Consider the following 20,506-nt stretch of genomic DNA (forward strand, 5'->3'; position numbering starts at 1 on the left):
CGCCGCGCTCGACGTCGATCCGTGACGGCACCGTCTGCTCGCGCCGCGTCAGCGTCACGTCCCGCGATTCGGCCGAAGCCCGTAGAAACGCGCACCGTGCCCGCTCGCGAACGCTTCGAGCCGATCGAGCGCGCCTTCCCCGGCGATCACGGTTGCATGCGCCTCAAGCGCGAACGGCGCGTTGAAGATGCCCGCGCAGCCGCACGACGCCTTCGTCTGGACTTCGCATCGTCAGCGTGCCGGCCATCGTCGCCGCTCGTGTCGCCGGTCAGAGACGCGAGATCGTCTCGGCGAGCACGCCGGCGCCGAGCATGAAATCGTCGATCGACATCGCCTCGTGCGGGTTGTGCGATCCGTGATCATTGCGCACGAACAGCATCCCGCTCGGCACGCCCGCGTTCGCGAACAGCGCCGCGTCGTGGCCCGCGCCGCTCGGCAGCGTCGCGAACGGCACGTCGAGCCGCGCGCACGCGTCGGCGAGCGCGGCGCGCAGTGCGGGATCCATCCGCGCCGGCGCGCTCGCGAGACGGCGGTCGAAATCGAACCGCACGCCGCGCTCGCGCGAAATCGAATTGCATTCGGCGATCAGCAGCTCATGGAAGACGTCGAGCGTCTCGGCGCTCTCGCTGCGCGCTTCGAAGCTGAAATGCACCTGGCCGGGGATCCGCGAAATCGAATGCTCGTCCTGATCGGTCGACACGATGCCGGTCGTCACGACGAGATCGATGTCGCGTTCGAGCAGCCTGCGCCAGTGCTCGTCGAGCCGCGTGATGAGCTCCGCGACCGCGAAGATCGCGTCGTGTCGCAGGTTCCGGGGCACCGCGCCGGAGTGGCCGGCCTCGCCGATGCAACTGATCGAGTTGTGCCGCACGTTGCCGCGAATGCCGGACACGACCGCGACCGGCAGCCCTCGCGCGACCATCACCGGCCCCTGTTCGATGTGCAGCTCCAGATACGCATGCGCGCGCCGCGCGTCGAACAGCGGCTTCTGCGCACGGACCGCATCGACGTCGACGCCCGCCGCCGCCATGCAGTCGGCAAGCGTGCGGCCGTTGCTGCGGTGTTTCATCGCGAGATCGGCCGGCTTCAGCCGGCCGAACAGCGCGCTCGATCCGACGTAAGCCTTGCCGAACCACGCGCTCTCTTCGCCGCGCAGCGCGATCACGTTCAGCGGGCGCGGCGACGCGCGGCCGGCGCGCCGCTGCGCGACGAGGCACAGCAGCCCCGCGACGACGCCCGCGAGACCGTCGTAGTTGCCGCCGTGCGGCACCGAGTCGAGATGCGAGCCGACCCAGATCGCGGGCGCGTGCGGATCCGCGTCCGGCAGGCTGAAGATCAGGTTGGCCGCGCGGTCGGTTCGCACCGCGATGCCCTCGCGTTCCGCATGCTCCGCGAGCCGCCGCGCGGCCGCCGTTTCGCTGTCGCCGTAACTCTCGCGCGTGACGCCGACGCCGTCGAACGACAGCGTGCGGATCTCGTCGAACCACTGCTCGGCGAGCGGCGTCAGGCCGGCCAGCGGCATCGCCGCCGCGCCATGCGTCGTGAGCGCGCCGTCGTCATCTGCCTCGCGCGCCGCAACGGCGGCGCGCGCGTCGCCGGCCCGGCTGGCCGCATCGGCGGTCGCCATCGGCATCGCATGCGCGGCGGACGCGCATTCGGCGATCGCGCCCGGCACATCGGCATTCGCGTTCATCGCGCCCCCGCCACCGCGCCGCCCGCTTGCGCCGGCATCGCGCAAAAGCGCTGCCAGCGTTCGCCGAGCTCCGCGTCGAGTCTGATCTGCCCGGTCAGCGACGCGATCGCGTCGACTCCCTCGTCCGTGCAAAATCGCTCGAGCCCGTCGACGATCGTCCGCATCACGCCCGGATCGCGGAACGACGCGGTGCCCACCTGCACCGCGCTCGCGCCGGCGAGCAGGAACTCGATCGCGTCGTCGGCGCTCTGGATGCCGCCGCAGCCGATCACCGGAATCGAGATCGCGCGATGGCACTGGTGAACGAGCCGCAGCGCGATCGGCTTGATCGACGGCCCGGACAAGCCGCCCATCACGTTGCCGAGCGACGGCCGGCGCGTGCGCACGTCGATCGACATCCCGAGCACCGTGTTGCCCATCACGACCGCGTCGGCGCCCGCGTCCTCGGCCGCCTTCGCGATTTTCGCGACGTTGCCCGCGTTCGGCGTCAGCTTCACCCACAGCGGATGCCGGGTGCGCCTGCGCACCGCGTCGACGACCTGCCGGGTCGCGCCGGCGTCCATCCCGAACGCCATCCCGTCCGCTTCGAGATTCGGGCACGAGATGTTCGCCTCGATCGCCGCGACTTCCGGCAACGACAGCGCCTCGCACGCGCGTGCGAACTCGGCCGCCGTATCCGCGGACACCGACGCGACGACCGGCGTGCCGCAGCCCGTATACGCGGGCAGCACATGTTCGAGGTAATAGTCGATGCCGTGGCTCGGAATGCCGATCGAATTCAGCATCCCGTTGCCTGCGTCGGCGACGCGCGGCGTCGGGTTGCCCGGGCGGCTGACGGGCGACACGCTCTTGATCACGAGCGCGCCGAGCCGCGTCAGGTCGAGCGCCTCGCGATACTCGATCGCGAAACAGCCGGATGCCGGCATCACGGGATTGCGCAGGCTCAGTTCGCCCACGCGTACGGTCAGATCAGCCAAAATCCACCTCCGCCACCACGTCGCGAATCGCGAACACCGGGCCTTCGCGGCACACGCGCCGGAATCCGCGGATTTCGCCGTCGTCGAACATCCGCACGCACGACAGGCACACGCCCATCCCGCACGCCATCCGCTGCTCGAGCGCGACCTCGCCGCGCATCGACGGATGGTCGGCGAGCACGCGCTGCAGCAATGCGAGCAGCCGTTGCGAGCCGCACGTGTAGACCGCGTCCGGCCGATCGCGTGCGATCGCGTCGCGCAGCAGCGCGTCGACGTTCCCGAGCGCCGACGTGCCGTCGCTGTCGAACACCGCATGAACGTCGGCCCGCGCGCCGCGCAGGAATTCCGCGGCCATCAGATCGTCCGGCGTGCGCGCGGACATCACGACCGTCAGCGCGATGCCCGCCTGCGTCGCACGCTGCACGAGCGGCGCCATCGTCGCGAGACCGACGCCGCGCGCGACGAACAGCAACCGCCGCGCATCGGGATCGAGCGTGAACGGCCGGCCGAGCGGCCCGACGATCGACAGCCGCGCGCCGGCGTCGAGCTGCGCGAGCGCGCGCGTGCCTTCGCCCGTCACGTTGTACAGGAACTCGATCTCGCCGGCGCCGGGCCCGACGCCGTACACGCTCATCGGGCGCGGCAGGAACGGCCGGTGACGATCGGTGACGGGGCAGATCAGCTGATAGAACTGGCCTGCCTGCGTGACGCTCGCGAGCGCCGCGTCGGCGCGCACGCGCAGATAGCGGTAGCGCCGGTTCACCGCCCGATGTCCGACCACGTCGCACGCGTGCGCGGCGACGCTGGCCGCCCACGTCGTCGCACACGAACGCGCTTCGTCGATCACGTCCATCGTTCCCTCCTCGTTGCGATTGGCCGGGCGGCGGGCGCGTCGCGCGCCGCCCGGCGGTACGGACGGCAAGCGCGTCAGTCGAGCGCCTTGTCCTTCAGTTCCGGAATCAGCGCGACCGTGACGATCATGTCGAGCACGTACAGCGCGGCGAGCAGCGCGATCGCGATCTGAAACGAATAGCGCGCGGCAAGCGCGCCGACGACGAGCGGCCCGAGCCCGCCGATCGCGCGGCCGACGTTCCAGAGCACGTTCTGCGCGGTCGCGCGGACCGCGGTCGGATACGCTTCGGACATCAGCGTGCCGTAGCCGCCGACCATGCCGTTCACGAACATGCCCATCAGCGCGCCGGCCCACAGCATCGTGGCCGGATCCGTCAGCCGCGAATAAGCGAACACCATCGCCACCGAGCCGATCTGATACAGCACGAACGTCGGCTTGCGGCCGATCCGGTCCGCCAGATGCCCGAACAGCCAGACGCCCGCCATCATGCCGAGCACGGTCGCGGCGGTCCACAGCCCCGATTTCGTCAGCGAGAAGCCCAGTTGCTTCGACAGGAACGTCGGCATCCAGATCATGATGCCGTAGTAGCCGAAGTTCTGGACCGCGCAAAGCACGACGATGCCGATGCTCGTGCGCGTCGTGCGCGCATCGGCGAACAGCAGCCGGAAGCGCGAGCCGGCGCGCGCCGGCTGCCTGCTCCGGACGAACACTTCCGGCTCGTGCAGCTTGTTGCGCAGCACCCATGCAACGACCGCGGGCAGCACGCCGATCGCGAACATCCCGCGCCAGCCGACATGCTGCAGCAGCAGCGGCGTCAGCAGCGACGCCGCCAGCACGCCGCTCTGCCAGCCGAGCGCGACGTACGACGACACGCGGGCGCGCTTGCTGGCCGGCCAGGCCTCGGCCGCGAGCGCCATCCCGATGCCGAATTCGCCGCCGAGGCCGATGCCGGCGATGGTCCGGTACGCGAGCAGATCCCAGAAGCCCTGCGCGAACGCGCAGAGCCCGGTGAACACCGCGAACAGCAGGATCGTCCAGGTCAGCACGCGCACGCGGCCGTATCGATCGCTGAGCGCGCCGAAGATCACGCCGCCCGCGACCGCGCCGACGAGCGTCCACGTGACGAGCGCGCCCGCCTGCTGCGCGCCGAGCTGCAGCGACGCCGAGATCGCCGGCAGCATGAAGCCGAGGATCAGCAGGTCGAAGCCGTCCATCGCGTAGCCGATCGCCGAGCCGGCCAGCACTTTCCACGCGTAGCGCGACACCCGCTCGGGCGGTTCGGTGGCGGACGCGGCCGCAGAGGATCGGAGGTTCGCTTCCATGATTGTCCGTATCGTGAAGAGAGGGTGTAGATGCCGACGATCCGCATCGCGTCCGTCTGTCGATTTTTTTATACAAGCGGACGACGGCCGGATCATCGGGCTCGCGCGGCACAAGGCCGCGCCCCGACCGGATCGGCGCCCGCGCGGCGCATCAGACGACCAGCTCCTTCGACACCTGCGCGGCGAAGCCGTTGAGCGCCGCGAGCAGCGCGTCGTCCGGGCGGAGACTCGCGTCGCTCAGCCGCCGCGCGTGCTCGCGCAGATCGGCGAGAAACGCCTGCACCGTCTCCGCGCAAACCGCGACGCCCTCCTGCCGTTCGGCGAATGTCGCGGCCGCCTGCGCGAGCAGCACCAGCGCCGCCGATTCGCGCCCGAGCGGCGCCGCCGCGTCGCGACAGCGCGTCGCGAACCGGTGAATGTCCGAAAAGCCGACGATGTCCTGTGCAAGCCACTGCGTGGCGTCCAAGAGATTCATGCCCTGCTCCTTCGTCTAAATATTTAGACTACTCGCATCAAAAATGGAATGCAAGTGTCCGATGTGTCGGGGTAAACCGTGTGGCCGCGCATCGCGCACCGTGGTCAGAAACGCGTGCGCAGGCCCGCGCCGGACGTGACGCCGGTCGACAGGCCGCCGACGCGATCGACCTTGATCGCCGCATAGATGTCGGTGCGCTTCGACAGCGGATAGTCATAGCCGAGCGCGCCGGTGCTGCGATGCTCGCCGTCGGCGGCCGCCCCGCTCGAATGCGTATATGCACAGCTCGCGAGCAGCAAACCGACGCCGATCGGCACGCTCACGCCCGCCTGCAGCGTATCGCCGTGGAAATTACCGCTCGGCGCGCGGTTCGCGACGTTCATGTACTGCGCGAACAGCTTCACGACGCGCCAGTCGTACGACGCGTCAACCTGCACCGTGCGCTGACTCGACAGGCCAGGCGCCGCGGCGAGCGCGCCGCCGAGATCGCCGGGCGTCGCGCTGAAGTTCACGTACTGAAATATCGCGGCGGCGGCGAACGCCCCGTGCGTGTAGTTCGCGTTGACGCTCCATTTCTTCGCGCCGTTGCGGCCGGCCGCATTGCCGAGCGCGTACAACAGGCCCGCGTTGAATCCGCCGAACGTCGGGATCGTATACGCGACCGCGTTGTTCCAGGCCGAATCTCCGACCACGCCCTCCGCGCCCACGCCCTTGAACGTGTGGAAGATCATCGGCGAGAACGTGTACGAGTTGAACAGCGGGTTGAACTGGATCGTCGCGAGATACAGCGGCGTCGTGATGCGGCCGAAACGAAGCTGACCGAATCGCGTCTGCAGCCCGACGTACGCGTTGCGCGAAAACAGGCTGTCGCCGGCGTAGCGGCCATACGCGCCGCTTTGCGGCTGGAAATAGCTTTCGAGCGCGAAGAACGCCTTGTTGCCGCCGCCGAGATCCTCGGTGCCGCCAATGCCCCAGAACGACGTCGTCATCCCGCCGCCCTGCTGCACGATCGCCGCCCGGCCGCCGGGATTCTTCACCGAGCCGGCGAATACGTCGGCGATGCCGTACAGCATCACGCTCGACTGCGCGCGCGCGACCGGCGCAACGCAGGCGGCGCCCGCCGCGCCGGCGATCAGGAATCCTGTCCAGTATCTGCCCCGCGATGTCATGTTTTCTCCTCCCGGCGCATCGAGCCGGCGTGTGGGAACGGTTGCGATGCGTGACGCATCCACGCTGACAGCATCCATGCCATCATCGAATATCTAAATATTTAGACGACTCGCGTGCGTGCCGGCGCAACAGGGATGATCGACCGCTCACGCGCATCGGACGATCGCCAGCCGCGGCTGCGCGACGGCCGCGCGCTTGCCGGAATTCGTCCGGGAACGCGTGCCGCACCGCATCCGCTGTCGTCTACGCTAAAATACACGATACAAAAAAATAGACAAACATCGATGATCTCGGCGGCTCCGACACGACGGCCGCCCGGTGCTTTCGCGTAACATCGTGTCGAATTTTCCACCTGCCACCCGGAGGTCATGAATGCCCGCAGCCGGTTCCCGGAAAAAGCGTCCGCGCGGCGCGCGTTTCGATTTCGACAGCATCGGCGAGCGCCTGCGGGCGTACCGGATGGCCGCCGAATTGCGCAGCGAGGACGTCGCCGATCGCCTGAACATCTCGCGCGCCGCGGTCTACAAGCTCGAACGCGGCGAGATCGTGAAGATCGACACGCTCGAGCGGCTCGCCGCGTTGTTCGGCGTGTCGCTCGCGAACCTGCTGGGCGTCGAGGTCGAGTATCACGATTCGGCGGTCAGCTATTTCGAGCGGATGCGGCAGCTCGAAAGCCGCTCGCAGCGGATCGTCGCGCATTTCGATCCGTTCTCGTTCCTGCTGACGTCCGACGATTACGAAGGCTGGCTGCGCCAGATGCTCGAGGAGAGCATCCCGCCGTCGCTGGCCGACGCCGCGTGGCCGCAGACGCGGTCGAAAGTGATGGCGATCCTCGCGGACCGGAAAGCCGCGTTCCGGCGCGCGCCGCTGAACGTGACGAGCCTGATCGGGCTGCGCCAGATCGAGCAGTTCCTGCATCACGGCCTGGTCGGCCGCCTCGGGCTGCCGACCGGCGTGCAGCTCGAGCGGAAACTCGCCGCGCGCCGGGAGGTGATGCGGATCGTCGCGATGCTCGAGGACGATACCAAAGGCGTGCGAATCGGGATCGTCAACGACAACCTGCCGAACGAAACCTTCCAGATCTTCGAGGACGACGACAGCGCGCATGTCGCGGTGTCGCCGTTCCGGCTGGGCGAGCTGCCGAACATCCGCACCGGCATCGCGACGATCACGACGTCGGCCGATGCGGTTGCGATGTATCGGAAGATGATCGACAGGCTGTGGGCGGATGCCGCGAAAGGTGCCGACGGGGCGAAGGTGCTGCGCGAACTGCTGGATCGGGTGTAGCGGTCGGCTTCCCGGATGCGGTGCGTTCACAAACGCGCATTTAATCGTTACAATGGCGCCCCTTTGCCCAGGTGGCGGAATTGGTAGACGCACTATCTTGAGGGGGTAGCGCCGAGAGGCGTGCGGGTTCAAATCCCGCCCTGGGCACCATTCTTTTTCTCGCAGCCATCGCTTCGCGAGCGATTTTCCCGAAGGCGGCCATGCGCACGCAAACTGTCGAGCCCTTCTATAAGTCGCCGTCAAACCGGGCGGCGGACGGATTCCAGGCGGGGTAGGCAGCCCGATCCGCAGCGACTTTCCGGGCGTCGGCAGGCGGACGAACGATCAAGATGGCGGCGTGCGCGCCGCCATCTTCATGGCAGACGACAGTATTCCGACGGTACCGACAGCAGCGGCGACGATGCCTTTCAGCAATCCCCCTTGAAAGCCATGCCCTCCCCGTGCTGTATCGCGACCTTTTTGCCGATATCCGGATTTTCAGATTATGACGATCCGTCAGGCGATGCCGGACGTCTGAAATTCGCCGAGGATCGGCCACGGCGGTCAATCTCGGATTCGCTCATGCCGGTTCGCCGGCAGGAACATTAAAACCCATCGATTAGGAAGCGACCAAGGGCGGACAGCACCTCATTCGGCGCATCCTCAGGCAACAGATGACCGCCGGGCAATCCTCCGCCCGTCGCGTTCGCCGCCCACCCGGACCACGTGTCGATGGGCGATGTATTCCTTGCCTTTTGCTCTCTCTCGCTCCATAACACCAGCGTCGGACAGGCGAGCTTTCGGCCTGCCGCAAAGTCGCTCGCGTCGTGTTCGAGATCCTCTGACGCGGCGGCGCGATAGTCTTCGCACATCGCATGACGCACGTCCGGGTTCCGGAATGCGGTTCGATAGGCGTCGAGCGCCAAAGGATCGATTCGCTCGAGTCCTCCCGCCATCTTCGCCAGCGCGGCGTCGATGTAGGCGTCAGGGTCGGCCGCCAGCATCCGCTCCGGAAGGTCGGCGGGCTGCGCCAGAAAAAACCAGTGCCAGGCGTCAAGCGCGAAAGTCATGTCGACGCCCGCGAAAGTATCGAGCGTGGGCACGACGGTCAGCGATACATACGCGGCGACGCGCTGAGGATGATCCAGCGCAAGCCGGTATCCGGCGCGAGCGCCCCGGTCATGTCCGATTACAGCGAACCGTTCGTGCCCGAGCCGATCCATCAACGCGACGAGCGCACCGGCCACGCGGCGCTTGGTCCATCGAGGCAGATCGTTGTGGGTCCGGCTGCCGCCGTATCCCGGCAGATCCGGCACGATGACGGTGCGGGACTTCGCGAGCGTCGGCGCAATCAATCGCCATGCAACGTGAGTTTGCGGATAGCCGTGCAACAGCAGAACCGGCGATCCGGTCCCGCCGATCCTGCCGCGAAACGAGACATCGCCGGTTTCGATGTCGAGCCCGGCGAAGCCCGGAAAGAAGTCATCCGCGGCAGTGCGTTCGACTTCGGATGCCATGATTACCTCCTCGTAGAACGGCGCTTCATTGCCCGGACGCCGACCTGACGAACTCGGCCAGATCGCGATTGAAGCGGCCGGGCTCCTCGATGAAAGGCGCATGGCCCGACTCGGCGTACACCTTGCTGGCGATGCGCGGATTCAGCGCGATCGCGCGGGCCAGCGTCGCGTGCGTGTCGACCAGCGCGTCGCGGCCGCCGTAGATGAAGAGCAGCGGCACGCGCGCCTTGCCGAGCCCTTCAGCGGCGAACACCGTCATCGTCGGGACTTCTTTTTGCATGTCCCACGATGCCATCGCGGCTTCGGCGAGCAGCCGGCCGAATGTGTCGGCATCCGGCCGACGGTTGAAGCACAGTCCGACGAAGGCGCGCTCGCCGTCGAGATGCGTCTTCAGATCCGGCGAATTCATGTCCTGGCGGACCTCAGGATGATCGACGATCTGACCGGGCGCAAGTTCGACCACGCCATCGACGTATACGGCACCGGCGATGTCGTGATCGCCATGCGTTGCGAGGTAGTTGGATATCACCACGCCGCCAAGCGACCAGCCGACCACGACGGGTTTTCTCGCGTGCGAGCCCTTGATGACCGCCGCGAGGTCGTCGCCCCAACGGCGCCCGTCGTGATACGGCTCGGCGCCGGATGGTTTATCCGACAGACCGTGGCCGCGCAGATCGTACGTAATGATCCGGTATTCGCGCAATTCGGGGCTCCGCACCTGCGCGTCCCAGTTCAGGCGACCGCCGAGCAGACCGTGAATCAAAATGACCGGAGGGCCGTTGGGGTTGCCGCTTTCCTGAACCGCCAGTTTCACTCCATCCTTCGATGTAACCCTATAGCTAAGAGAGACCGCGACCGCATCAGGTGCGGACGCGAACAGCGTCGCCCCCGAGACCGCTGCAATCAGCAAGCGAGTGAGCATTCGGGCGTGCATGGTGCATTCCTCAAGAGTGGACAGTCCGCTCAGCTTCAACCCTCACACTGATGTGAGAGTCAAGCGAATTGTGCTAGCCTGCCTCTCATGAACAAGATGCCTTCGCAGGAATTGCTGACGATCGGAGAACTTTCGCAACGCACCGGCGCAAGCGTGCGATCGATCCGGCACTACGACGCACACGGTCTGCTCGCCTCGGTACGCGCGAGCAATGGCTACCGGATGTTCCCCGACAAGACGGTCACGCAGGTCAGGCAGATCCGGCGCATGATCGCGACCGGTTTCACCATTGACGATATTCGCGGCTTTCCGGACTGCATGCTGCTGATCGAAGGCGCCCGTTCGTGCGACCAGATCACCGATATCCAGCGGCGGCGCCTCGAATCCATCGATCGTCAAATCGCGGATCTCGAACGGCGTCGCACGAGGCTCGTCAAGACCTTGTCGGAAGGCGCGGTTCCGCCGGTCGACTGAAGCGGCCCGACGTTCGACCGGCCGGACCGCTGCACGCGAAGATCCCCCCTCAAGCAGACACATTCGACGCAGACTTCTTCTTGCGAATCTCAGGAGGAAAACATGGAAAAGCCGAGTTCGGCCGAGGGCCAGTCGGCCTCTGAACTGATCGACAAGAGAATCGCCGAGCTCGGAGACTGGCGCGGGAAAACCTTGAGCCGAATCCGCAAGCTCATCCGGGAGGCAGACCCGGACGTCGTGGAGGAATGGAAATGGATGGGCACGCCCGTCTGGTCGCACGGCGGAATCATCTGCACCGGCGAGTCGTACAAGTCGATCGTGAAGTTGACCTTCGCCAAGGGTGCGTCGCTGGAGGACCCGGCCAAGCTCTTCAACTCGAGCCTCGACGGCAATACAAGGCGCGCGATCGACATCCATGAAGGCGAGGAACCCGACGCGAACGCGTTCAAGGCGCTCATCCACGCCGCGATCGCGCTCAACACATCCGGCGGAAAAGCAAAGTCAAAGCGAGCGAAGTAGGCCGCGGGATTCGCGCCCTCTGCGGACCGGGCAGACGCTCCGCGCGCGTCTCACCTCAGCGGGCCGCTCAACTTGCGGACGACCTTGTGAACGAAAAGCGCCGGCCCGGAGATATGCGGACGCAGAATCGCGTGCTTGCGGACGTACCGGGGCACGTGCCATTCGGCGCGGCTGCCGGCGTGGAACAGCGCGGCGTCGCCCGCACGCAACGTGCGCGGCGCGTGGCCTTCCGGCGTGACGATCACTTCGCCTTCGATCACGTGAATGGTTTCGTCGCAGTCGAAGTGCCAGTTGAAGCGCCCCGCGGTGCAATCCCAGACCCACATGGACGTCGTCGAGTCGGGACTGCAGGACCACTGCCCGCTGCGCGCGACGGGATTCCCTTCGAGAATCCAAGCCGGGTCGATCGGAGAAGGTTGCAATACGACGTCGTCCAACCGTACGGCCTCGAAAACGGGACGGAGCATGGTCTGCCTCTGCTGCTGTTCAATGCGAGAATCGCGAGAAAAACACGGCTCTCAGGTACGGCAGGACTATCGCCTGCCGATGTCCCTGAATGAACCGGAGGCGGCCATTGTGTAAGAAATCGTCACGCGATCGCAAGACATAATTCATTGATTTGTAAGAAATTAACAAGACCATGCGCAAACGCGTGAGCCGAGCGTCCGCGAGCGAATATTCTCGCCTGCAAACGATCCGTCTCCGAGTCGGCGTCGCATCGCTACAGCGGCGGTGCGCGCTACAACGGCAGCGAAACGCCCGTTCATCGCCGAAAGGAGAAGATCGCGCTGGAACAGCGTGACCGCCGTCGTGCGGCCCGGACCATTCGCTTCTCGAGCGTGCGCCGCGCGCTCGCCGGCGTAGAGCACGCCGCGTGGGTCGTCCCGCCCGCCGGCAGCGTGCTTCGAGCCGATGTTCGAGCGCGCGAGCCGGACGCCGCCGCCGAACGTCGCCGAGACCGCCGCGCGCCCCTTCGTCGCGCGCGCGCTCGAGCGGAGCGACATGATCGCGGCGCCCGCGGAAGACGTCGCGCATCGACAAGCGCGTCACACGCATCCCGATCGCAGACCGTTGACGCGCGTCAATTTCCCGCGCATTCGTTCGATGAGAATTTTCAAGAGGATCGGTCGATCGCGGCTCGATGCGATGCGGATGCGGACGTGAATCCCGCGCCGGCGCTCATGAGCCCGGGCCGCCCCCGACGCCCCGGCTCGCAACCGGGCTGGCAGCCGCGCTCGCAGCGGATTCGGCCGTTCGAACGGCGCGCCGTTCGTCGTGCGCACCGGAACCACGTCGCTCGATCGCCCCACGCAATACGCATTCGCATCGCTCGCCGACGCGAACCCCGGCCTCGCCGCGCAATCAACCGCCTTCGAACGATGCAGACTGCCCTACCCACCGCCGCGACGGACAACCGGCACATCGCGGACCGATTGCTCGAGGCCGCGCAGCGACTCGATGCGCAGGGCGCGAACCCATATCGGGCCGGCGCGTACCGCTCGGCCGCCGATACGATCGCGAGCCTCGATCGCGACGTCCGCGAGCTGTTCGACGCGGGCGGCATCGAAGCGCTCGACGCGCTGCCGCACATCGGCCTCGGCATCGCGCGCGCGATCGCCGAGATGCTGATCACCGACCGCTGGCGCCAGCTCGACCGACTGCGCGGCTCGGCAAGCCCGACGCTGTCGTTCCGGATGGTGCCGGGCGTCGGCCAGGCGCTCGCCGAGCGCATCCACGATGCGCTGCACATCGACACGCTCGAAGACCTCGAGCTCGCCGTGCACGACGGCCGGCTCGCGACAGTCGAAGGGCTCGGTCCGCGGCGCATCGCGGGCATCCGCGCGGCGCTCGAGGGCTTGCTGAGCCGCCGGCGCGGCAGGCAGGCGCTGATGCGTCGCGCGACGCCCGCGCTGGAGCCGCCCGTATCCGTGCTGCTCGACGTCGACCGCCTCTATCGCGAGAAGACCGCCGCCGGCACGTTGCCGATGATCGCGCCGAAGCGGCTGAACCCGCGGCGCGAACCGTGGCTGCCGGTGTTGCACACGACGCGCGACGACTGGCATTTCACCGCGCTCTATTCGAACACCGGACGCGCACACGAACTCGGCCGCACCGCGGACTGGGTGATCCTGTACTTTTACGACCACGAGCACGACGAGTATCAGCGCACCGTCGTCACCGAAACGCGCGGCGCGCTGGCCGGCAGGCGCGTGGTGCGCGGGCGCGAGGCGGAATGCCGCGCGCATTACGCGGCCGGCGCGAACTCCACGCGCTGAGCGCCGCCGTCGCGCAAGTCCGGCTCGCCGCAATGCGCGAGAATCGCGCCGCGCGCGCGGTCGCGCAGCCGCGCCATCGCGCCGAAGTCCGTGCCGTCGGGCCGGATCGGCGCGAGCATCGTCACGGTGATCTCCCCGCGGCGCGGCAGCCATTCGCCGTCGCGCAACACGGCGCGCGCGCCGCTCACCACGACGGGCACCACCGGCCGCCGCGCGACGCACGCCGCGCGAAACGCGCCGAGGCGGAACGCGCCGAGCCCCGCCGCGCGCGTGAACGTGCCTTCCGGGAAGAACAGCAGCGTATCGTCGGCGGCCGCCTGCGCGACGAGCCGCGCCTCGTCCTCGATGCTGCGGCTGTACTCGCGCCGCTCGACGAACCGCGTGCCGAGCGCGCGCAGGAAGCGGCCGGCGAACGGTCGCGTCGCGAGTTCGCGCTTCGCGACGAAGTGCACCGGTTGCGGCAGCAGCGCGAGCAGCGCAACGACGTCCATATAGCTCGTATGATTCGCGACGACGATCGACGGCCCGGCCGCAAGCGCGTCGGGATCGGCGATCAGGTTCGTGCGCACGCCGGCGAGACGCAGGAACGTGTGGCACGCGTATGCCGCGAGAGGCCAGTTGTCCTGAGGATCCTTCCGGTACGCGACGAGCGCCCACAGCGCGGGCGCGAGCAGCGCCGCGAGCGCCCAGCAGTACAGCCCCCGGAGCACGTGCGCCGCGCGCCGCGACGCGCGCCGGCCGAACGGCGCGACGCTGCCGGCCGCGAGGTCGGCGAACTGCCGCCACGACGCGGGCGCCTGCGGCAGCCGTCCGGCGTGGCGCTCGAACTGCTCGAGCGTCGCCGCGTGGCGAATCTTGCCGCTCGGCGTCTTCAGGATGCCGTGCGGCGCGACGATGCTCACCTGCTCGGCCGGCATGCCCCAGAGCGCGGCCGTCACGTCGTTGACGCTCGCGCGCAGACGCTCGCACGCGGCGTCATCGGTTGCGTCGCTCTCGACGAGAATCACGACCCGCTCGGTTCCGCTCACCGGATCGGCGCCGCCGCACACCGCGACGCCGCCCGTCACGGCGCCCGGCAGCCGTTCGATCGCCTCCTCCAGCTCGTATGGAAAGAAATGCTGGCCGCCGCGGATGATCATGTCCTTCGCGCGTCCGGTGATGTACAGCTCGCCGTCGGCGACGTAGCCGAGATCGCCGGTGTCGCGCCAGCTATCGTGGAACAGGCGCGCGGTCTGCGTGGGATTGCGGTAATAGCCGCGCGTCGCCGACGTGCCGCGAAACTCGATGCGCCCGACCTGCCGCTCGGCGACCTCGCGCTCGCCGTCGTCGACGATCCGCAGCTCGGTGCCGTCGAGCGGATAGCCGCAGCTCGGCACGTCGAGCGCGTTCGCGTCGCCGGGCGCGGGCGTCGCGCGGCCGCTCGCGCTGAGCGGCTCGCGCGCGACGCGATCGACCCGCAGTCCCAGCGCGGGGGCCGGAAACGTCAACCCGAGCGTGTTTTCCGCGAGCCCGTAGACGGGCGTCAGCACACGCGCGTCGAAGCCGCACGACGCGAAGCGCGCGGCGAACGCGCGCAGCGTGTCCGGATTGACGGGCTCCGCGCCGCAGAACGCGAAGCGCAGCGACGACAGATCGAATTCGGTCGGTTCGAGCGCGGCGAGATGGCGCGCGCAGCGCTCGTACGCGAAGTTCGGCGCGGCGGTGATCGTGCCGCGATACCGCGAGATCGCGCGCAGCCAGAGCGCCGGCCGCGCGAGGAACACGACGGGCGACATCACGATCGCCGGGATGCCGAAATAAAGCGGCGCGAGCCACGCGCCGATCAGTCCCATGTCGTGATACAGCGGCAGCCAGCTCACGAGCACGTCGGACGCGTCGACGCGCATCCGGTCGCCCATCGCGCGAATGTTCGCGAGCAGATTCGCATGACTGAGCATCACGCCCTTCGGCGTGCCGGTGCTGCCCGACGTGTACTGAAGCAAAGCGACGTCGTCGGCCGCCGCGCGAAACGGCGGCAGATGCGCGCGGCCCGCGATCTGCTCGGGCGTGAGCACGTGCTGCAGCGTGCTCACGCGCAGCTTCAGCAGCTGCGCGATCGAGACGGCCGGGCGAAACGCGATCAGCGCCTTGATCCGCGCATTTTCGAGGATCGGCGTGTGGCGCCCGACGTGCTCGTCGAGCTGCGCGAGATTGGCGGGCGGATAGATCGGCACCGGAATCGCGCCGCAGAACAGAATCGCGGCGAACGACACGAAGTAGTCGAACCCCGTCGGCAACATCAGCGCGACCGTGTCACCCGGATCGATGCCGCGCTCGCGCAGGCCGCTCGCCATGTCCGACGCGCGCCGATACAGCTCGCCATACGTGAGCGGCGTCGCCGTCAGGCCGTCTTCGAGCAATCGCAGATGGACGCGATCCGGATGACGCTCGGCATGCCAGCGCAACGCGTCGATCAGCGTGTCGACGTCGACGGGCCACGCGGCGGCGTCGGCGGGCGACATCGACACGGCTTCGTCGCCGGCAGCGGCGTGCGGTTGCGCGCGTGCGTGTGCGTCGGCCAGCGCGCGCACGACGTCCGCGGACGTCGCGGCGGACGCGAACACGTCGACCGGCAAGCGCACGCCGAACGCACGCTCGATCCGGTCGAACAACTCCGCGCGCGTCAGGCTGTCGAAGCCGAGATCGCGCTCGAACTGCGCATCGAGCGTCGCGTGGCGATGGCCGTTCCGCTCGCCGTACAGCTCGGCGAGCAACGCGTCGAGCAGCGCGAGCAATCGCGTTGCGTTGTCGGATAGGCGGTGCGTGTGTTCCATGCTTGTCGCCCGTTGAGTGATGAGGCTCGGTGCGCACGTCCGCGCGCAACGCGTCGCGTGCGCCGCCAACGATGAGCGTGCGCCATCGCGCGACATACAGCTTGCGTTGCGTCAACAAGCGATGGAAACGCATGCGCTCCGTGCCGCATGCGAGATCGACCCGCCACACAATGTGACGGTCGATGAAGGCATCATTCGTCGATCGCCCGACGACGTCATCACACGCTGCAATCGTCATCCGACCATGCGCGAATCGCGCATGCGCCGCGATTCGCCGGCGGTCACATCCGCTGCACGGCGGCCGATTTCGCGCACACGATCCGTTCGAGCATTTCGCGGCCGCGCGACGTCAAGAGCGGCCCCGGTGCGACCGGCTGCCCGCGCACCGTCGTCATCGCGAGTCCCATTTCAACGAGAGAAGCAAATTCCGGGTCCGCCACGTCGACGTCTTCGGGCGAGCGAGCGATGCATAACAACGTTGAGAATTCATGCGGCGTCAACATGGTCATGTCTCCGACATCGAGCGGCGTCAGCCTGCGCCGGCGGCACCGCCCTCGTTTCATCTGCGATGGGAAACTGCGTTCCCTCGCACTGTGCAGATCGGGACGGCGAATGAAAATCAGCAATTACGAGATAAGCACACAGCCGCTTTGCACCGGCATGTAGGAATTTGCCGAATCCGCAGTCGATTCGATCGCGCGATGCGTCGCAGTTGTGCTGCGGTTCGATGGACGACATGCGCATGTCGATGCCAAACGTCGACGTTTCCGAAACGCTTTCCTCGTTCCGACCCGCACCCGTCGATGCACACGTGTCGCATCGTGCGAAGCGAGACGATGAACGCATGCGTTCCGTCGCGGCGCCCTCGATCCGCACGACCGAACCGGCCGGCGGCGCTACGATCGCAAGATGCGATCGGATCGAATTTCGATCGGCCGGAACGCTTCGTCATCCCATTCGCATCGACGCCGTGCATCGTCATTCGTGGACCGCGTCGCCGGCACGCAAGCAAACTCGCAAGCGATTGGCGGATGCGGGAACTTGCGCGGATCGTCGAGCAACGCGCATCGCATGCTTCTCCGAGCGCGACGGATCACGTCGAACGCAAAGCGGCCGCGGCCCGTCTGCGCATTGCACGAAGGCGTTGTCGTCCTACAGTATGAACAATTCGCAAGACGGTGCGCAGGCACGCCATCCGCGATTTCACCGATGCGATTGCGCGCGCAACGATCAGGATTGCGTAAGCATTCCGGCATAAGATCGAAACGTGGCGTTCGCGTTTTGGCCACGCGTCCGCCACCCGGCGGGCGACGATCCCGATGATATGAACAAGAACCTGCGCGGCATGCGTCGCATCGCATGCCGACGGGTATCGTCAGCGCCGCGCGGCTTGCTCGAAGCGGCGGTCTCGACTTTGCTTTTCAAGCCGTGGCGACCTGTCGCGACACGTGCGACGCGCTCGGGGAAACCCGCTCGCCGCCTGGCGCGACGCAACGGCCCGGGGAACGAGCGTCCGGAGCTCGGCCGGATCGCCGCATGCGTTCGCGCCTCGTCGCGACGCGGCGCGAACGCGTGCCGACTACCGGGACACGACGGCCATAAGCATGTTGGAGCTACGAGACTTCACTGATGATCAAGCTGTTGATGGTCGACCGTCACGTCGTGCTGCGCGACGGCTTGCGACATATTCTCGAAAAATCGGGTGATTTCGAAATCGACGGGGAAGCGGGCGACGCGGCATCCGCGTTCGAGCTCGTCAAGCACGGTCATGCCGATATCGCGATACTCGATCAGACCACCGTCGGACGGGAATGCGCCGACCTGATCCATCGCATCCGCCAGGCGGCGCCGTCGATGCGCATCCTGGTGATGACCGCACAGATGAACCAGCGGCACGCGGCCGACGTGTTCCGGGCCGGCGCATCGGGCTACCTCACGAAGCAAAGCGGCTGCGAGGAACTGATCGCCGCGCTTCACAAGATCGCGTCGGGCGGCGTGTACGTCAGCATGCACGTCGCCGAGCAACTCGCGGAAAACCTTCATTCGCAGTCGGACGCGCCGCTTCACGAGCGGCTGTCGAAGCGCGAATTCGAGGTGTTCCGCCACCTGGCGTCCGGCGATACGCCCGCCGAGATCGCACAGGCGCTCGGGATCAGCGCGAAGACCGTCCGGATCTACAAGGCGCACGTGCTCGACAAGCTGGAACTGCCGAACGAATCGGCGCTCGTCCGCTACGCGGTCGCGCATCGGATCGGCGAGCCTTTGTGAGCGCGGTCGAATCGGAAGCCGCGCGGCAGCCGCGCGATTAGGTGCGGCCGTGCGCTGCAGTGCGCGGGTGTATGCGGCTCGGCTGCGCGACTGGCTTCGCTCCGCCGCGGCGCAATCGCCCGCCGCGGCGCTCCACGCGACGCGCGACTGGCGACTGGCGCGGCGGACACGACGGTCGGCGCACGGCATTCGGCATTCGGCATTCGGCGCACGAAGCGCGACATGCAATGCTCCGAGAGCGCACCGCGCCCCCCGCCCCAAAGAAATGGGCTCGCGAGCTTGCGTGCGCCATACGCGAACATCAGAATGTCGATGCCGATCACGATGAACGTGCGGGCGCGCCGCCGGAGCGCACGCCGAACATCGACGCGATCCTCCGCGGTGCCGACGTCCTCGCGCTCGACGTGCTGATGAAGGCGAGCCATCGCGGAATCGCAGCGCCACGGCGGCGGCGCGTGATCGGCTGCGGCGACCGGACTTTCGCGAAGGACACGACGCCCGCGTTGACGACGATCCGATCGACGGCATCGGCAAGCTCGCGGCGTCGCCGCCGATCGAACGGATCGAACGGACCAAGCGGATCGTCGAGCGGGACCACGCACAGCCGGCAGGCAAGCCGACACGCCTACATGCGACGCCGATGCAGGCCGAACGGCGTCGCTCTCTGATTCGGAGCCTTCGACATGAACCTCACCCGACGCACCCTGCTCGGCGTCACGCTCGCCGGCGCGCTCGACGCGGCCGTGCCGTCCGCGCACGCGCAGGCCGCCGCGCGCGCGACGCCATCGCCGGACGACGCGCCGCGCATCGCGCCTGACGAGACGATTCCGCTGTGGCCCGGCCCCGCGCCCGATCCGATCGCAACCGGCGCGGGCGACGGCGAGCGGACCGGCAAGCATGGCGGCGTGTCGCGCGTCGCGCGGCCGCGGCTCAACGTCTATCGGCCCGCACGCGGCAACGGCGGCGCGGCGCTCGTGATCGCTGGCGGCGGCTACGAACACATTGAGCTCGGCAACGAGAGCACGCCGATGTGCGCGTGGCTGAAATCACTCGGCGTGACCGCGTTCGAGCTCGTGTACCGTCTGCCCGAGCAAGGCTGGTCGCGGCTTGCGCCGCTGCAGGACGGCCAGCGCGCGATGCGCGTGATCCGCGCGCGGGCGAAGCGCGACGGCATCGATCCGGCGCGGATCGCGATCGTCGGGTTTTCCGCGGGCGGGCATCTCGCCGGGATGACCGCCGTCGAGCCGGATGCGCGCCGCTACGCGAGCGTCGACGATGCCGACCGCGAATCCGCGCGCCCCGATCTCGCCGCGCTGCTCTACCCGGTGTTGACGCTGATGCCGCCGTTCGATCGCACGCGCACGCGCCTGCACGTCGCCGGCGCGCATCCGACGCAGGCTGACGGCGAAGCGCTGTCGGTCAATCCGCACGTGAGCGCGCGCACGCCGCCGACGTTTCTCGCGCAAGCGTTCGACGATCCGATCGCGCCGATCGACAACAGCCTGTTGATGGCGAGCGCGCTGCGCGCCGCGCAGGTGCCCGTCGAGCTGCACGCATTCCAGACGGGCGGCCATGGCTGGGGAATGGGCAAGCCGGGCAGCGTCGCGCATGCATGGCCGGCGCTCTTCGAGCAGTGGGCGCGGCTGAATCGATTGCTGCGGTGATGCGATCGCGTGCGGCGCGCGACATGCCGCGCGCGATCGCGCAAAGCGACGCGAAGTAAAGCCACGTCGCACGTCGGGCGCCGCCGCATGCACGGCGCGGCGCGCAGCAACACCGCGCAAGCCGCGCGCGCCCGGTCGAGCGCGCGGCCCACGCTCCCGCGCTCCTCTTTCCGCTCGTAATGCCAACGACATCCACCTGTAATTCTGTCGAAGGCGCATCGCCTCCATAGCTTCATACCAAACTGGTCCAATGCAGCCGTTTCGTATCCGGCGCACGGCGCGTCC

General features: G+C 67.8%; 18 protein-coding genes, 1 tRNA gene and 1 pseudogene. 9 read left to right on the top strand and 11 right to left on the bottom strand.

What is annotated here, in order from left to right:
* Positions 1 to 268: 268 nt before the first annotated feature.
* The 6 genes from BG90_RS28475 to BG90_RS28500 form a co-directional block, all read right to left on the bottom strand.
* On the bottom strand, positions 269 to 1,522 hold the full coding sequence (locus BG90_RS28475; protein ID WP_025990439.1) for a hydantoinase/carbamoylase family amidase: 1,254 nt from the start codon (positions 1,520 to 1,522) through the stop codon (positions 269 to 271).
* Between the two features lie 167 nt (positions 1,523 to 1,689).
* Positions 1,690 to 2,670 carry a dihydroorotate dehydrogenase gene (locus tag BG90_RS28480; protein WP_025990512.1) on the bottom strand — a complete coding sequence of 327 codons (981 nt, stop codon included), beginning with the start codon at positions 2,668 to 2,670 and terminating at the stop codon, positions 1,690 to 1,692.
* On the bottom strand, positions 2,663 to 3,523 hold the full coding sequence (locus BG90_RS28485) for a dihydroorotate dehydrogenase electron transfer subunit (RefSeq protein WP_010121964.1): 861 nt from the start codon (positions 3,521 to 3,523) through the stop codon (positions 2,663 to 2,665). The genes BG90_RS28480 and BG90_RS28485 overlap by 8 nt, the downstream gene beginning before the upstream one ends.
* A 74-nt stretch (positions 3,524 to 3,597) precedes the next feature.
* Complete coding sequence (locus BG90_RS28490) at positions 3,598 to 4,845, bottom strand: MFS transporter (protein ID WP_010111867.1); 1,248 nt, start codon at positions 4,843 to 4,845, stop codon at positions 3,598 to 3,600.
* Positions 4,846 to 4,996: 151 nt separating this feature from the next.
* Positions 4,997 to 5,320, bottom strand: a complete 324-nt coding sequence (locus tag BG90_RS28495) for a hypothetical protein (RefSeq protein ID WP_010121966.1) — start codon at positions 5,318 to 5,320, stop codon at positions 4,997 to 4,999.
* Between the two features lie 104 nt (positions 5,321 to 5,424).
* The gene (locus tag BG90_RS28500; protein ID WP_010121968.1) at positions 5,425 to 6,489 is read right to left on the bottom strand and encodes a porin; all 1,065 of its coding nucleotides are present in this window, start codon (positions 6,487 to 6,489) and stop codon (positions 5,425 to 5,427) included.
* Between the two features lie 373 nt (positions 6,490 to 6,862).
* On the opposite strand from BG90_RS28500, the gene BG90_RS28505 reads away from it, so the two are divergent.
* The gene (locus tag BG90_RS28505) at positions 6,863 to 7,777 is read left to right on the top strand and encodes a helix-turn-helix domain-containing protein (protein ID WP_010111873.1); all 915 of its coding nucleotides are present in this window, start codon (positions 6,863 to 6,865) and stop codon (positions 7,775 to 7,777) included.
* A gap of 65 nt (positions 7,778 to 7,842) precedes the next feature.
* Positions 7,843 to 7,927 (top strand) — tRNA-Leu (locus BG90_RS28510).
* Between the two features lie 434 nt (positions 7,928 to 8,361).
* Here BG90_RS28510 and BG90_RS28515 read toward each other — a convergent pair.
* Together BG90_RS28515 and BG90_RS28520 are read right to left on the bottom strand one after the other, a co-directional pair.
* A complete protein-coding gene (locus BG90_RS28515) occupies positions 8,362 to 9,273 on the bottom strand; it encodes an alpha/beta hydrolase (RefSeq protein WP_010118326.1) in 912 nt (303 codons plus the stop codon).
* A gap of 25 nt (positions 9,274 to 9,298) precedes the next feature.
* Positions 9,299 to 10,207, bottom strand: coding sequence for an alpha/beta fold hydrolase (locus BG90_RS28520; protein ID WP_025990190.1), 909 nt, complete (start codon positions 10,205 to 10,207; stop codon positions 9,299 to 9,301).
* Positions 10,208 to 10,294: 87 nt separating this feature from the next.
* Between BG90_RS28520 and BG90_RS28525 the strand changes: the two genes are divergently transcribed.
* Both BG90_RS28525 and BG90_RS28530 read left to right on the top strand, forming a co-directional pair.
* Entirely contained in the window at positions 10,295 to 10,681 is a 387-nt protein-coding gene (locus BG90_RS28525; protein WP_010111881.1) for a MerR family transcriptional regulator, read from the top strand.
* A gap of 102 nt (positions 10,682 to 10,783) precedes the next feature.
* The gene (locus BG90_RS28530) at positions 10,784 to 11,200 is read left to right on the top strand and encodes a DUF1801 domain-containing protein (protein WP_010118324.1); all 417 of its coding nucleotides are present in this window, start codon (positions 10,784 to 10,786) and stop codon (positions 11,198 to 11,200) included.
* Between the two features lie 50 nt (positions 11,201 to 11,250).
* Here BG90_RS28530 and BG90_RS28535 read toward each other — a convergent pair whose 3' ends face one another.
* A complete protein-coding gene (locus tag BG90_RS28535) occupies positions 11,251 to 11,667 on the bottom strand; it encodes a cupin domain-containing protein (protein WP_025990189.1) in 417 nt (138 codons plus the stop codon).
* A 331-nt stretch (positions 11,668 to 11,998) separates the two neighbouring features.
* Between BG90_RS28535 and BG90_RS38135 the strand changes: the two are divergent.
* Positions 11,999 to 12,250, top strand: a pseudogene (locus BG90_RS38135) (type 2 periplasmic-binding domain-containing protein); the annotation flags it as partial.
* A 329-nt stretch (positions 12,251 to 12,579) separates the two neighbouring features.
* Positions 12,580 to 13,476, top strand: a complete 897-nt coding sequence (locus BG90_RS28545) for a helix-hairpin-helix domain-containing protein (RefSeq protein ID WP_010118320.1) — start codon at positions 12,580 to 12,582, stop codon at positions 13,474 to 13,476.
* Here BG90_RS28545 and BG90_RS28550 read toward each other — a convergent pair.
* Together BG90_RS28550 and BG90_RS28555 are read right to left on the bottom strand one after the other, a co-directional pair.
* Positions 13,446 to 16,289, bottom strand: coding sequence for an AMP-binding protein (locus BG90_RS28550; protein ID WP_038802068.1), 2,844 nt, complete (start codon positions 16,287 to 16,289; stop codon positions 13,446 to 13,448). The two genes, BG90_RS28545 and BG90_RS28550, sit on opposite strands and share 31 nt — an antisense overlap.
* Before the next feature lie 281 nt (positions 16,290 to 16,570).
* Complete coding sequence (locus BG90_RS28555; protein ID WP_025990188.1) at positions 16,571 to 16,792, bottom strand: hypothetical protein; 222 nt, start codon at positions 16,790 to 16,792, stop codon at positions 16,571 to 16,573.
* A gap of 1,126 nt (positions 16,793 to 17,918) precedes the next feature.
* On the opposite strand from BG90_RS28555, the gene BG90_RS28560 reads away from it, so the two are divergent.
* The 3 genes from BG90_RS28560 (at position 17,919) to BG90_RS28575 (ending at position 20,221) form a co-directional block, all read left to right on the top strand.
* Positions 17,919 to 18,557 (top strand): response regulator, encoded by a 639-nt coding sequence (locus BG90_RS28560; protein ID WP_010111018.1) that lies wholly within the window; start codon positions 17,919 to 17,921, stop codon positions 18,555 to 18,557.
* Between the two features lie 227 nt (positions 18,558 to 18,784).
* The gene (locus tag BG90_RS34215; protein WP_232288927.1) at positions 18,785 to 19,225 is read left to right on the top strand and encodes a substrate-binding domain-containing protein; all 441 of its coding nucleotides are present in this window, start codon (positions 18,785 to 18,787) and stop codon (positions 19,223 to 19,225) included.
* A gap of 15 nt (positions 19,226 to 19,240) precedes the next feature.
* Complete coding sequence (locus BG90_RS28575) at positions 19,241 to 20,221, top strand: alpha/beta hydrolase (protein ID WP_010118317.1); 981 nt, start codon at positions 19,241 to 19,243, stop codon at positions 20,219 to 20,221.
* Positions 20,222 to 20,506 lie beyond the last annotated feature (285 nt).

Origin of the sequence: Burkholderia oklahomensis C6786 (genome assembly GCF_000959365.1) — a bacterium.
GTDB lineage: Bacteria > Pseudomonadota > Gammaproteobacteria > Burkholderiales > Burkholderiaceae > Burkholderia > Burkholderia oklahomensis.